The sequence below is a fragment of the Streptomyces nigra genome, from assembly GCF_003074055.1.
Taxonomy (GTDB): domain Bacteria; phylum Actinomycetota; class Actinomycetes; order Streptomycetales; family Streptomycetaceae; genus Streptomyces; species Streptomyces nigra.
This window is the reverse complement of sequence record NZ_CP029043.1, coordinates 3,080,330-3,094,062: the sequence shown is the minus strand read 5'-3', so window position 1 is coordinate 3,094,062 and position 13,733 is coordinate 3,080,330. Positions and strand designations below refer to the sequence as shown.

Below are 13,733 nucleotides of genomic sequence, written 5' to 3'. Positions count from 1 at the left end.
CGATGGTGACGTTCGCACAGGCGCAGGAGCGCGCCGAGGAGTGGATCAACGGCGATGTGCCGTCGTACCAGCATCGTGAGGTGCGGGTCCGGGAGTTCGGGCTGGGCTTCGTGGTGTGGGCCGAGGACCGCGCGGACGGGCCCCGGTCGGACGGTGGCGCACAGCGGCTGGTGATCGCCCGGGACAGCGGGGAGGCCACGCTGTGGCCGTCGCTGCCGGTGGGCGAGGTGATCCGCCGGTACGAGGAGGAGTACGGCCGTGACGACGCGGCCGCGGAACCGGTGCCGGCGCCCGCGGCGCGGGTGGATCTGAACCAGACGTCGTTCCTGCTGACGCCGCCGGAGTGGCTGCAGGAGGCTGCCGACCGGATGGGTGTGCCGGACCGCCGGCAGCCGGAGGACGCCGCACCGCGCGACGCGGAGCCGGTGGACGAGCCGCGGGACGCGGTGCCGGCGGCGGTGCCCGAGGGGGCGACGCCGTGGGCGGGTACGGACACCAACGCGGACGCGGGCGAGGACCGTTCGGTGCCGCTGCCGGAGACGGTGTTCGCGCCGCCGCTCAGCGGTGACGACACGGCGACACCGCCGGACGCCGAGACGGCGCTGATGGCGGGCGGCAGCGGGCTGCCGCGGACGGCGGTCGAGCCGGCCGTGGACGGCCCGGACACGCCGTCCGGTCCGCCGTCGTACGGCTATCCGCAGGGCGCGGGTACGCCGACGCCTCCGCCCGCGCCCCCGTCGTACGGGTATCCGCAGCCGCCGAGCGCCGGGGACATCGCGGACGCGGCGACCAGCAAGGCGCCGCCGCGCGGGACGGGTGGCGCGACGCCGCCTCCGCCGCCGGGCGCGCCCGGTGCGCCGGGTGCGGGCAGCGCCCCGGCCGGCGGGTATGTGCCGACGCAGCTGGTGTCGTCGCTCGGTCCGGACGGGCCGGAGGGCGGCCCCGGCGTTCCGCCGCCGCCCGGTGCCCCGAACCCGCCTGGGGTCCCGAGTCCTCCTGGCGCGCCCGGCGCCCCGGGTGTGCCGGCTCCGCCCGGTGCCCCCGGCACGCCCGGTGGGACGCCCCCGGGTGGGGTGCACCATGCCGCCACCATGCTGGCCAACCCCGGCCCGCAGCCTCCGGCGCCGCCCGGCGCCCCGGGTGCCCCCGGCATGCCCGCGCCCCCCGGCGCCCCCGGTGCTCCCGGCACCCCGCAGCCGCCCGGTCCGCCGGCCCCGCCCGGAGCCCCGGGCGCCCCCGGCATGCCCGGCGCTCCGCAGCCCCCCGGCGCACCCGGTGCTCCCGGTCTTCCGGGTGGCGGCCCCGGTGGCGTGCACCACGCGGAGACCGTGCTGTCCGCGCCGCCCGTCGCGGGCCCCGGCGTGCCCCCGCCGCCGCCCGCCCCGAGTGTCCCGAACGCTCCCGGCGCTCCCGGCGCTCCCGGCGTGCCCACCGGACCGGCCGGCCCCGTCGGCCCTCCCGGCCCCCTCGGGCATCCCGGACCCTCCGGCCCTCCCGGACCCGTCGGTCAGCCCGGCCCCGGTGTGCCTCCGGGCGCCCCGCAGCCCATGCCCCCCGGTGCCGTGCCTCCCGGTGCCGTGCCCCCCGGTGCCATGGCGCCGGGTCCGGGGCAGCCGCCCGCGTACGGCTATCCGCAGCAGCCCACCGGTCAGCCGACCGTCGGCCCCGGCTACCAGGCCGTGCTGCGCTACCGCGCCCAGGACGGCTCGGAGCAGCAGCTGATCCGGCGTTCCGCGCCGGGCACCCCGCACCCGGAGTGGCAGATCTTCCACGAGCTGCGCGCCATGAACGTGCCGCCGGACCAGGTGCTGGAGCTGCACACCGAGCTGGAGTCGTGCGAGCTGCCGGGCGCCTACTGCGCGCGGATGATCCGGGAGCAGTGGCCGCAGGCGCGGATCACGTCGATCGCGCCGTACGGCACGGATCACGCGAGCCGCCAGCAGGGCATGCGGCAACTGCTGGCCCATCAGGGTGAGTTGCACCAGGTGGCGGACGGTCCGGCGCGGCCGGCGCCGGTGCGGGCCCCGCTGCCGCAGGTGCAGCCGGTGCCGCCGATCCCCCCGGAGGGGGTCGCGCAGGAACTCGCCGGGGCGTTCGGGCCGGGGATCTTCCGGTTCGAGCAGGCCGCGGTGTCCCGGCAGGGCGTCCCGCCGATCGTGGCGCACAGCCTGGTCGTGGGCGGTCTGCCGCTGGACATGGGCCCGTTCTTCTGGGCGCAGGCGAAGCCGGGGCGGCCCGTGCCGACGCTGGCGGAGCTGGCGCAGGAGCGCGGGGTGCAGCCCGCGTCGGACGCGGGCTCCTACCTGGTGATGGGCAGCGACTTCGGCAGGGCGCTGTGTGTGCAGTACGGAACGGCACACATCGTGGCCGTGCCCGTGGAGGCCGGGCCGGGCGGTGCGCCCGTGCCGCCGCAGTTCGTGAACACGGGGCTGCCCGAGTTCCAGCGCTGCCTCGCCCTGCTGGGCCGGATGTGGCGGCTGCGGTTCGGTCTGAACCAGGAGCAGGCGGGCCGCTGGACTGTCGACTTCCAGGCGCAGCTCGCGGCGCTGGACCCGGCGGCGCTGGGTTCGCCGGAGAGCTGGTGGTCGGTGCTGCTGGAACAGATGTGGGACGGACTGCTCTGACCTCGCACGGACGTTCGTCCGGTCGGGGAGGGTGTGTGACGTGATGTCACCCGGCTGCCGTCGAGGGTAGCCGGGTGCGGGAAGGGGCCGATCCCGGTGGTGAGACCGGGGTCGGCCCCTTTCGTGTGCGCTGTTCGTCGCTCTTCGCGCCGCCCGCCCGCTCCCGTACGCGGAGTGTCGCGTTATGCCCACTTACGCCTGATACTTCAAGATGTGCGCTAAATCATCATTTTCCTGTCCGTCCGGTGGAGAGGGGTTCCGAGATGAGTGGCGCACCGGTCCCGCTGTACGACTTCGTGGTCGTACGAGGGCGCGGCTACCGTCCCGACCAGGTCGACGCCTTCGTCGACGCCCTCTCCCGCGACCGTGACGCCGCCTGGGAGCGGGCCGCCCGGCTCACCGTGCTGGCCAGGGAGATGGAGACGGAGGCGGAGCGGCTGCGCGAGGAGGTGGCGCGGCTCGTCCCCCAGACGTACGAGACCCTCGGTGAGCGGGCGCGCCGGATCTTCGAGCTGGTCGAGCAGGAGGCGGCGGCCGTGCGCGGGGAGGCGCGCAAGGAGGCCCGGCGCCTGATGGACGAGGCGCAGGAGTGGGCGGACGGGGTCCGGGAGGCGGCGCGGACGCACGCCGACGCGGTGACCGCCGAGGCGGAGGGGTTCGCCGGGGAGCGGCTGCTGGCGGCCCGCACCGAGGCGGACGAGATCCGGGTGACGGCCCGGCGCGAGGTGCGCGAGGAACGCAAGGGCGCGCTGGGCGCGTTGCGGGAGGCGCGGCAGCGCACCGTGGGGATGCTGGCCGACCAGGCGGAGCGGCACGACAGGAAGTGGACGCGGGCCGAGCGGGAGGCCGAGGAGCAGCTGGCGGCCCAGGAGACGGCGGAGCGGGAGCGGGCGACGCGGGCGGAGGCGGCGCTGGCCGAGGCGACCGAGGTGTTCGCGGACGCGGAGGCGTCGGCGCGGCGGCTGGAGGAGGAGGCCCGCACCCATGCCGAGGAGCTGGTCGCGGCGGCGCGGCGGCGGGCCGAGGAGATCGCCCTGGAGACGGAGCGGGTGCTGCGCGAGCACAGCGACACCTGGGACGCCGTGCGCGCCCACATCGGGCAGATGCGCAACAGCCTGACGGCGCTGACCGGGCAGGTGGCGCAGGAGTGAGGGCCCGTCACCGGCATATCGGTGACGGGCCCCCGGTCGTACGCGGTCAGTTGCCCCGGCGGACGGCTCCGGCGAGGATCCAGCCCTCGACGGCCTCGTACTGCCGTCGCTGGTCGTCGGACTTCCCGCGGCCCGACAGGACCGTCCCGAGGTAGCCGAGGGCGAACCCGGCGGGGATCGACACCAGCCCCGGTGTGGTGAACGGGAACCAGTTGAAGTCGGCCTCGGGGAACGCCGCGACGGGCGAGCCGGAGACCAGGTTGGTGCCCGGCATCAGCAGCAGCACGACGACGGTGCCGCCGATCAGCGTCCACAGCAGTCCGGTGCGGGTGTACCGGCGCCAGAAGAGGCTGTAGACGAGCGCGGGCGCGATGGCGGAGGCGCCCAGCGTGAACGACAGCGTGACGAGGGGCTGCAGACTGCGGTGCTGGACCATCGTCGCCAGCACGATCGCCACGCCGCCGACGGCGAGCGCCGACAACCGGGCCGCGGTCATCTCCCGCCGCGTGGACAGCCGTTGCGAGCGGGCCGCGAACAGGTCGTGCGCCAGGGAGTTGGCGCAGGCGAGGATCATGCCGGCCACCGAGGCGAGCACCGTCAGGAAGATCGCCGTGGTGACGGCCGTGAACAGCATCGTCTCCGCGTACGAGACCTCGATGCCGAAGACGGCCCGGGTGCCGAGCAGGAACGCGGTGTTGCCCTGCGGGTCGGCCCCGGCGATGACCTCGCGGCCGATCAGCGCGGTCGCGCCGAACCCGACCACCGTGATCACCAGCACGAACAGGGCGACGCTGGACACCGCCCAGGACATCGACCGGCGGACCTGGCGGGCCCCGGTGGCCGTGTACATGCGCATGGTGATGTGGGGCAGGACGCCGCCGCCGAGCACGACGGCGAGCTGCGAGGTGATCATGTCGATCCGCGGGTACGGGCTGCCCGCGAACTGCAGTCCGGAGTTGAGGAACGACGGGCCGACGCCGCTCTGCGCGGCGGCCGCGCCGAACAGCGCGCCCGGGTCCCAGTCGAAGCGGTTCAGGATGAGCAGGGCGACGACGGATCCCGAGCCGAGCAGCATGACGAGCTTGAGGATCTGGATGAGGGCGGTGCCCTTCATGCCGCCGATCGCCGCGTAGCTGATCATCAGCACGCCCAGGCCGATGATGCAGCCGGTCTCCAGGGAGTCGCCGGAGAAGCCGAGGATGAACGCCAGCAGCTGGCCCGTCCCGGCGAGCTGCACCAGCATCAGCGGCAGCAGCGCGGCCAGGGTGACCGCGCACGCGGCGATCCGTACGGCCCGGCCGGGCATCCGGCGGGCGAGGGCGTCGCCCATGGTGAACCGACCCGCGTTGCGCAGCGGTTCGGCCAGCAGGAACATCAGCAGCATCAGCGACAGGGCCGTGCTCAGGGCCAGCACGATGCCGTCGTAGCCGCACAGGGCGATCACGCCGGTGGTGCCGAGGACGGTCGCGGCGCTGATGTAGTCGCCGCCGATCGCGAGGCCGTTGCGCATCGGCGACAGGGAGCTGTAGCCGGTGTAGAACTCGTCGAGGTCGTCCCGGTCGGGGCCGGTCATCACACACAGCAGCAGGGTGATGGTGGCGACCGCGCAGAACGCGACCAGGGACATCGCCTGGGAGTCTCCGCCGAAGTCCGTCATCGTCCGGCCCCCCTCTGCCCGGCGTCACGCTTGGCGTCGACCTGGGACTGCCGGCGGATGCGGTCGGCGATCGGGTCGACGTAGCGGCGGGCGGTGTGTTCGTACAGGCCGATCGCCAGCCAGGTCACCGGCAGCTGGAGCAGGGCCAGCAGCAGACCGGTGGGCAGGCCGGGGGCGAACTCCTCGCCCATGAAGCCGGGCGCGAAGGCGGACAGGGTCAGGAACAGCAGGAAGTAGCCGAGGGCGGTGAGGGTCGCCACGCGGCGCTGCAGCCGGTAGGCGGTCCGCAGGACCCGCAGGTCGCTGTGGTTCCCGAGCGGCGGGTTCTCGGGGGTGCGGTGGCGCGGCGGCTCGGCCGGCTCGGCCGGGAAGGCCGCCTGCCACGGGTAGGTGGCGTGGGGCGGTGGTGGCGGGTGGGACGTGTGGGGTTGGTACGGCTCATACGGGGAGGACATCCCAGTACTCCTTGCGTGGCTCGGGTCCGGTGCGGCGGACCGCAGGGAGGTGGGGGGGGTGGGCGAGCCACGCACGTTACTTCGGAGTACGGGTGAACGCGAGGGTTTCTGCAAACTGATTGGTCGGTATGCGGGATCGCTATCAAGCCGTGTCTGACCTGGGGTGTTACCGTCGTTAACTCAGACTTTTACGCTGTCTGACCGGCGGATGTCCGTTCTGTCCTCGGCTGTCGCACCGTCACGGTCAGGCCGCCGCCGTCGCGCGGCGCGAGGTCCAGGCTCCCGCCGTGCGCGCGTACGACGCTCTGCACGATGGCGAGGCCCAGGCCGGCACCGGCGTGCTCGTCCGTGCGGACGCGTTCGCTGCCGCGCCGGAACGGCTCGGTCAGCGTCGGCACGAGATCCGGCGGCACCGGCGGGCCGGTGTTCTCCACCCGCAGCTCGCTCACGTCCCCGAGGGTCCCGGTCCGTACGGTGACGGTGCCGCCCTCGGGGAGGTTGTGCACGACGGCGTTCTGGACGAGGTTCGTCACCATCCGCAGCAGCAGCTCCGCCGAACCGGCGACCGGGGCCGCCCCGCCGGCGACGTCCAGGGTGATCCCGCGCTCCTCGGCCCGGGGCAGCAGCACTTCGGCGGCCTCCTCGGCGAGCAGGGACAGATCGACGCTCGCCCGGGCGAAGTTCCCCCGGTCGCTGCGGCCGAGCAGCAGCAGAGCCTCCGTCAGGTCGATCGCGCGGGAGTTGACGGCCTGGAGGCGTGCGAAGACCTCGTCGTGGTCGCCGTCCGGGTCCCGCCGGGCCACGTCGAGCATGGCCTGCGAGATGGCCAGCGGGGTGCGCAGTTCGTGCGAGGCGTTCGCGGCGAACCTCTGCTGCTCCGCCACATGCGACTCCAGCCGCTCCAGCATGCCGTCGAAGGCGTCGGCCAGCTCCCGGAACTCGTCCTGGCGGCCCTCCAGACGGATCCGGTGCGACAGCGACCCGCTCCCGGCGGTCCGGGCGGCGGCCGTGATCCGGGTGAGCGGCGCGAGCATCCGCCCGGCGAGGATCCACCCGCCGCCGAGACCGAGCACGAGCAGCACGCCCATCGTGACGGCCGCCGCGCGCCCGAAGACCCGCGACAGCAGATACCGGTTGGGCGAGATCCCCAGGAGTCCCTGCGAGTTGTCCGGCACGTAGCGCAGCAGGAACAGCCAGACCACCGCCAGCAGGACCGCCCCGGTGACGAGGACGACCCCGGCATAGCTGAGGGTGAGCTTCAGCCGGGTGCTCGGACCGGGGCGCCTAGGCACGGTCGTCGTCCCCGCCGGTGTCGATGCGGTAGCCGACGCCGGGGACCGTGGCGATGACCCATGGCTCGCCCAGCCGTTTGCGCAGGGCGGACACGGTGATGCGGACGGCGTTGGTGAACGGGTCGGCGTTCTCGTCCCAGGCCCGCTCCAGCAGCTCCTCCGCGCCGACGACCCCTCCCTCGGCGTTCACCAGCACCTCCAGCACGGCGAACTGCTTGCGGGTCAGCGCCACATGGCGTCCGTCCCGGAACACCTCCCGGCGGAACGGGTCGAGGCGCAGCCCCGCGATCTCCCGCACCGGAGGCCGGGCGTGCGCGCGCCTGCGGTCCAGGGCCCGTAGCCGCAGTACGAGTTCCCGCAGGTCGAACGGCTTGGTGAGGTAGTCGTCGGCGCCCAGCTCGAAGCCGGACGCCTTGTCGTCGATCCGGTCGGCGGCGGTCAGCATGAGGATCGGGATGCCGCTGCCGGACGCCACGATGTGCCGGGCGACCTCGTCGCCGGACGGGCCGGGGATGTCACGGTCGAGGACCGCGATGTCGTAGGAGTGGACGCTCAGCAGCTCCAGGGCCGTGTCGCCGTCCCCGGCGATGTCGGCCGCGATCGCCTCCAGCCGCAGCCCGTCCCGCACGGCCTCGGCGAGATACGGCTCGTCCTCCACGATCAGTACGCGCATGTCCGCAGCCTAGGCAGCGGTGTGTACCGCCGGCGTATGCGAGGACGGCCGCGCCGGGACGCGCCACCAGCGGCGGGACGCCAGTGCGGCGAGCGCGGCACCGGCCGCGTTCACCAGGACGTCGTCCACCGACGACACACGGTCCAGGCGCAGCACGTACTGCGCCGTCTCGACCAGGACCGAACAGGCCGCCCCGAGCGCCAGCACCCGTGGCACGGACGCCGGCGCCGCGAACCGCATCGGCGCGAAGAAGCCGAGGGCCGCGAAGACGAGCAGATTGCCGGTGATCCCGAGCGGGCCCATCGTGACCAGGTCCCGCAGCGGTACGAGGCTGACCCGGCCGGGGACCTGTCCCGCCGCCGCGCCGGGCATGAGGACCAGCCAGACGAACGGCACCGTGCCGTGCACCATGCCGACCTCGGCCAGCGAGAGCCGCCACGCCGCCGGGACCCCGCGCTTCTGGCGCCGCCACGCCAGGGCGTACGCCACCAGGACGGCCAACGGCACCGTGACCAGGGTCATCAGCACCACGCCGTTGAACGTGTCGTAGCAGCCGTGCCACCGCCCTGCCAGGCAGGTGGGTGCGGTCATCGTCAGCGGCCGCCGCAGAAGGAACAGGACGGCCGCCACGCCGAGCACGGCCGCGCCGAGAGGGAAGAGCTTGCGGGTCATGCCTCCATGACAGGGGCCGGGCTGTTGCGTCGGCGTACGCGGTTCTACATACGCCCGCGATATACGGCGCCGACGAACGCGGTCCAGGCGGGCGCGGAGAAGAGGAGGGCGGGGCCGGTGGGGTGCTTGCTGTCGCGCACGGGGACCGTGGGGTGCGGTGCGTCGGCGACTTCGAGGCAGTCGCCGCTGTCCCCGCCGCTGTAGGAGGACTTGCGCCACGACGTCAGGACCGAGGCGTCAGGGATGCGGTACTCGTCGCGCTTCATCTTCGTAATCCTCCGCGGCAGACCTGAGGAGCGCCAGAGATGCCCGGTGCGACAAGGCGTCGCCCAGCGCCTGATCGTAGGCCACCTGGCATTCGCGTACCACGGACGGGAGTTCCCAGACGCGGCCGGTGCGCAGGCCCTCCACGTAGGCGACGGGAGGCATGTCCTCGAACCACATGAGGGAGACGAAGCCTTCGAGCAGGGCGTGGTACCCGGCCGAGAAGGGCAGGACGTGCACTCGGATCCGGTGGGTCTCCGCGAGGGTCAGGACGTGCCGGAGCTGTTCCGCCATCACAGAGGGCCCGCCGATCGGCCGCCGCAGCACGGCCTCGTCGAACATGGCCCATACGGTCGGAGTGGCGGGGTCGTCGAGGATGCGCCCGCGCTGGAGACGTGTGACAAGCAGCGCGTCACGTTGCTCGTCGCTCCTCGGTGTGGAGCCGGAACTGAGCACCTCGCGCGCGTACGCGGGTGTCTGGAGGATGCCCGGCACCAACTTCGGTGCGTACAGCCGGATCTCGATGGCCTGCCCCTCGAACTCGGCGGCACCCTTGAAGTGTTCGGCGACTTTGCGACCGTCCAGCACCGGCAGGAAGTTCTCGAAGAAGCCGTCGGTCCCCAGCACCTGGTCGAGGCGGCGGGCGTCCTCGACGTCCGGTCTGCGTCGCCCGCCCTCGATATGTGCGATGTGCGTGCGCGACATCACCGCACGCTGGCTCAGCTCCTCCTGGGTCAGGCCCGCCGCCTCCCGGCGCCGCTTCAGTTCCGCCCCGTACTGCTCCCGCGAACGCGGGTTGTCCTCGATGGCCACCCGGCAACTCCCCTTCGTGCGGACTGCGTTGTCACGCTGAGCCACCTTCCGAGCGTACCCACGGTGACGTCACTGTGTGCGGGAGACGACACGGAAAGTGAAAGGCGGTCACGTGGACCAGGCTGAGCAGCAGAAAGACCCGTTCGACGAGGTGCCGGGGCCCGCGCTCACGCTGCGGGTCTCCCGGGACGGCGGGCGGACGTGGGGACCCACGGTGACGTACCAGCCGTCGCGGAAGGACACGCCGTTCGACCTCGCCGGCCGCTTCCCGCCCTGCCGGTGCCCCCGCTGTGTACGTCGCGGGTAGGACGCGGGGGGCGACTCGGTGCCACGGGCCCTCACCGGCCTACCCCGAGGTCGCCGTCCGCCGTCCCTGATCTCTCGGCTTCCGTTCGCCGGGGGCTTCCTGCTTGACCCTCACGCGGCGGGAGGGTGGAGGCTGGGTGGGCCGAAGGGCGCAGCGACCCTGACTCGGCCTCCACCCCAGGGGGGACAGCCCCTAGGGGTACCTCCGTACCAGGTCTCGGGGAGGGTTGGTACCGGCGGAGGACGAGACGGCGGGGGCCGCGTCCTTAACCTGGCTTTACGCCGCCGGGGGGTGGCGGACCGAACCGGCGGGGGTGGGGTTTTCCCCCGCACAAGACGGGGCCGGGCACCAGCGCGCCGGACCCTCTTCCGACACGAGACTGAACGCCGTGACGACATGGCGTGACGCGCCTGCTGAACCGACTTAGGAGACATACCGTGACATCGGCTGTGACCATTCCCAGGCACGGGGGTACTGGAGGGCGTACGGCCGTTGCCGCGCGGGCGCGGCAGGTCGTGAAGGCGTACGGGTCGGGGGAGACCCGCGTCGTCGCCCTGGACCATGTGGACGTGGACATCGCCCGCGGGCAGTTCACCGCGATCATGGGGCCCTCGGGCTCCGGCAAGTCCACCCTGATGCACTGCCTCGCCGGGCTCGACACCGTCACCAGCGGGCAGATCTACCTCGACGAGACCGAGATCACCGGTCTGAAGGACAAGAAGCTCACCCAACTGCGGCGCGATCGCATCGGGTTCATCTTCCAGGCGTTCAACCTGCTGCCCACGCTGAACGCCCTGGAGAACATCACGCTGCCGATGGACATCGCCGGCCGCAAGCCGGACAAGGCGTGGCTGGGGCGGGTCGTCGACACCGTGGGCCTGTCCGACCGGCTCAAGCACCGGCCGACCCAGCTCTCCGGCGGTCAGCAGCAGCGTGTCGCGGTGGCCCGCGCCCTCGCCGCCCGGCCCGAGATCATCTTCGGTGACGAGCCCACCGGAAACCTGGACTCGCGCGCCGGCGCCGAAGTCCTCGGCTTCCTGCGCACGTCCGTGGACGAGCTGGGCCAGACCATCGTGATGGTCACCCACGACCCGGTCGCCGCCTCCTACGCGGACCGGGTGCTGTACCTCGCCGACGGACGCATCGTCGACGAGATGTACAAGCCGACGGCCGAGGCCGTCCTGGACCGGATGAAGGACTTCGACGCCCGGGGGCGCACGTCATGACCGTCGTGAAGACCTCGCTGCGCAACTTCTTCGCGCACAAGGGGCGGATGGCGCTGTCCGCGGTGGCGGTCCTGCTGTCCGTGGCGTTCGTGTGCGGCACGCTCGTGTTCACCGACACGATGAACACCACCTTCGACAAGCTCTTCGCGGTGACCTCCTCCGACGTCAGCGTCAGCCCCAAGGAGGCCGAGGACGAGGACGACGGCTCCGGCACCGGCCGGCCGCGCTCGCTGCCCGCGTCGGTCGTCGAGCAGGTCGCGTCGATCGAGGGCGTCAAGAAGGCGGAGGGCGCGATCAGTTCGCTGAACGTGACCGTCGTGGACGCCGACAACAAGAACATGGGGTCGTCCACCGGGGCGCCCACCATCGCCGGCAACTGGACCGAGAACGACCTGCGGTCCATGGAGATCACCTCCGGGCACGCCCCGCGCGGGCCCACCGAGGTCATGGTCGACGCCGACACCGCCGACAAGCACGACCTGGAGCTCGGCGACGAACTGCGCACCATCGCCGCCACCGGCGACATCCGCGCGAACATCGTCGGCATCGCCTCCTGGAAGGTCACCAACCCGGGCGCGGCCGTCGTCTACTTCGACACCGAGACCAGCCAGCGCGCCCTGCTCGGCGCCACCGGCCGGTTCACCCAGGTCTCCGTCACCGCCGCGGACGGCGTGAGCGACACCCAGCTCAAGAAGAACGTGGCCCAGGCCCTGGACGGCTCGTACAAGATCCAGACGGCCAAGGAGAACGCCGACGAGAACCGCAAGGACGTCGGCGAGTTCATGGACATCATCAAGTACGCCATGCTCGGCTTCGCCGGGATCGCGTTCCTGGTGGGCATCTTCCTGATCATCAACACCTTCTCGATGCTGGTCGCCCAGCGCACCCGGGAGATCGGCCTGATGCGGGCCATCGGCTCCTCGCGCCGCCAGGTCAACCGGTCGGTGCTGGTGGAGGCGCTGCTGCTCGGCTTCGTCGGGTCCGTCCTCGGGATCGGCGCGGGCGTCGGGATCGCCATCGGCCTGATGAAGCTGATGTCGATGGCCGGTATGAGCCTGTCCACCGACGACCTCACCGTGAAGACGTCGACACCGGTGATCGGCCTGATCCTCGGTGTCGTGGTGACGGTGCTGGCCGCCTATCTGCCGGCCCGCCGCGCCGGGAAGGTCTCCCCGATGGCCGCCCTCCGCGACGCCGGCACCCCGGCCGACGGCCGGGCCGGCCGGGTGCGGGGCCTGATCGGCCTGGTGCTCACCGGCGCCGGCGCGGCCGCCCTCTACCTGGCGGCCACCGCCGACAAGGCGAGCGACGGCGCGCTGATGCTGGGCGGCGGTGTGGTGCTGTCCCTGATCGGCTTCGTCGTCATCGGCCCGCTCCTCGCGGGCGGTGTGGTCCGGGTGATCAGCGCGGTGCTGCTGCGGGCGTTCGGTCCCGTGGGCCGGATGGCCGAGCGCAACGCCCTGCGCAACCCGCGCCGCACCGGCGCCACCGGCGCCGCCCTGATGATCGGCCTCGCCCTGGTGGCGTGCCTGTCGGTGGTCGGCTCCTCGATGGTCGCCTCGGCGACGAGCGAGCTCGACAAGTCGGTCGGCGCGGACTTCATCGTGATGAGCCAGCAGCAGCGGATCGTGTCGCAGGCGGAGAAGGCCATGGAGGACACGCCCGGCCTCGCCCACGTCACCCACTACAAGAGCGTCGACGCCACCCTGACCTCGCCGGACGGCAAGACCGACGACTCCGGGGTCACGGCCGCCGACCCGACGTACGCCGAGGACCTGCGCCGGACGACGACCGAGGGCAACCTCGCCGCCGCGTACGGCAAGGACGCCATGTCGGTCGGCAGCGACTACGCCAAGAAGCACGGCGTGCACGTCGGCGACACCGTCACCGTCGCCTTCAAGGGTGGCGAGACCGCGAAGCTGAAGGTCGCCGCCGTCACGGACGACGACACCTCCATCGACCAGGGCGCCCGCTACCTGAGCATCGACACGCTCCGGAAGTACGTGCCGGCGGACCGGATCCCGCAGAACGTGATCATGTTCGCCAAGGCGGAGGACGGCAAGCAGGACGCCGCCTACGCGGCCCTGAAGAAGGCGCTCGACCCGTACCCGCAGTACCAGGTCCGCGACCAGACCGACTACAAGGAGGAGCTGAAGGACCAGGTCGGCCAGCTCCTGAACATGGTCTACGGCCTGCTGGCCCTGGCGATCATCGTGGCCGTCCTCGGTGTGGTGAACACCCTGGCCCTCTCGGTGGTCGAGCGGACCCGGGAGATCGGCCTGCTGCGCGCCATCGGCCTCTCCCGCCGGCAGCTGCGCCGCATGATCCGCATGGAGTCCGTGGTGATCGCCCTCTTCGGCGCCCTGCTGGGCCTCGGACTGGGCATGGGCTGGGGCGCGACCGCCCAGCGGCTGCTCGCCCTGGAGGGCCTGAACGTCCTCGACATCCCGTGGCCGACGATCGCCGGGGTGTTCGTCGGATCGGCCTTCGTGGGACTGTTCGCCGCCCTCGTCCCGGCGTTCCGGGCGGGCCGGATGAACGTCCTCAACGCCATCGCGACCGAGTAGCCACCGCACACGGGGGTTGCGGGGGACGGGCC

11 protein-coding genes are annotated in these 13,733 nt (G+C 72.7%); 4 read left to right on the top strand and 7 right to left on the bottom strand.

The genetic code is table 11. From position 1 onward, the window contains the following. Window positions 1-2: 2 nt before the first annotated feature. Both DC008_RS14135 and DC008_RS14130 read left to right on the top strand, forming a co-directional pair. Window positions 3-2,624, top strand: coding sequence for an SUKH-4 family immunity protein (locus DC008_RS14135; protein WP_108710687.1), 2,622 nt, complete (start codon window positions 3-5; stop codon window positions 2,622-2,624). Window positions 2,625-2,887: 263 nt separating this feature from the next. Next, window positions 2,888-3,775 carry a coiled-coil domain-containing protein gene (locus tag DC008_RS14130; RefSeq protein WP_108707293.1) on the top strand — a complete coding sequence of 296 codons (888 nt, stop codon included), beginning with the start codon at window positions 2,888-2,890 and terminating at the stop codon, window positions 3,773-3,775. Window positions 3,776-3,821: 46 nt separating this feature from the next. Here DC008_RS14130 and DC008_RS14125 read toward each other — a convergent pair whose 3' ends face one another. The 7 genes from DC008_RS14125 to DC008_RS14095 all read right to left on the bottom strand — a co-directional run bounded on the left by DC008_RS14125 (window position 3,822) and on the right by DC008_RS14095 (window position 9,601). Further along, window positions 3,822-5,432 carry a sodium/solute symporter gene (locus tag DC008_RS14125; protein ID WP_108707292.1) on the bottom strand — a complete coding sequence of 537 codons (1,611 nt, stop codon included), beginning with the start codon at window positions 5,430-5,432 and terminating at the stop codon, window positions 3,822-3,824. Then, a complete protein-coding gene (locus tag DC008_RS14120) occupies window positions 5,429-5,887 on the bottom strand; it encodes a DUF485 domain-containing protein (RefSeq protein ID WP_108707291.1) in 459 nt (152 codons plus the stop codon). The genes DC008_RS14125 and DC008_RS14120 overlap by 4 nt, the downstream gene beginning before the upstream one ends. A gap of 188 nt (window positions 5,888-6,075) precedes the next feature. Then, window positions 6,076-7,179 (bottom strand): sensor histidine kinase, encoded by a 1,104-nt coding sequence (locus DC008_RS14115; protein WP_108707290.1) that lies wholly within the window; start codon window positions 7,177-7,179, stop codon window positions 6,076-6,078. Next, window positions 7,172-7,852, bottom strand: a complete 681-nt coding sequence (locus tag DC008_RS14110) for a response regulator transcription factor (protein ID WP_108707289.1) — start codon at window positions 7,850-7,852, stop codon at window positions 7,172-7,174. The genes DC008_RS14115 and DC008_RS14110 overlap by 8 nt, the downstream gene beginning before the upstream one ends. A 9-nt stretch (window positions 7,853-7,861) precedes the next feature. Next, window positions 7,862-8,524 (bottom strand): VanZ family protein, encoded by a 663-nt coding sequence (locus DC008_RS14105; RefSeq protein ID WP_108707288.1) that lies wholly within the window; start codon window positions 8,522-8,524, stop codon window positions 7,862-7,864. Between the two features lie 44 nt (window positions 8,525-8,568). Beyond that, window positions 8,569-8,790, bottom strand: a complete 222-nt coding sequence (locus DC008_RS14100) for a DUF397 domain-containing protein (protein ID WP_108707287.1) — start codon at window positions 8,788-8,790, stop codon at window positions 8,569-8,571. After that, complete coding sequence (locus DC008_RS14095) at window positions 8,762-9,601, bottom strand: helix-turn-helix domain-containing protein (protein ID WP_108707286.1); 840 nt, start codon at window positions 9,599-9,601, stop codon at window positions 8,762-8,764. Before DC008_RS14095 ends, DC008_RS14100 begins: the two co-directional genes overlap by 29 nt. Window positions 9,602-10,345: 744 nt before the next feature. On the opposite strand from DC008_RS14095, the gene DC008_RS14085 reads away from it, so the two are divergent. Both DC008_RS14085 and DC008_RS14080 read left to right on the top strand, forming a co-directional pair. Continuing rightward, the gene (locus DC008_RS14085) at window positions 10,346-11,134 is read left to right on the top strand and encodes an ABC transporter ATP-binding protein (protein ID WP_108707284.1); all 789 of its coding nucleotides are present in this window, start codon (window positions 10,346-10,348) and stop codon (window positions 11,132-11,134) included. Further along, entirely contained in the window at window positions 11,131-13,701 is a 2,571-nt protein-coding gene (locus DC008_RS14080) for an ABC transporter permease (RefSeq protein ID WP_108707283.1), read from the top strand. Before DC008_RS14085 ends, DC008_RS14080 begins: the two co-directional genes overlap by 4 nt. Window positions 13,702-13,733: the final 32 nt, after the last annotated feature.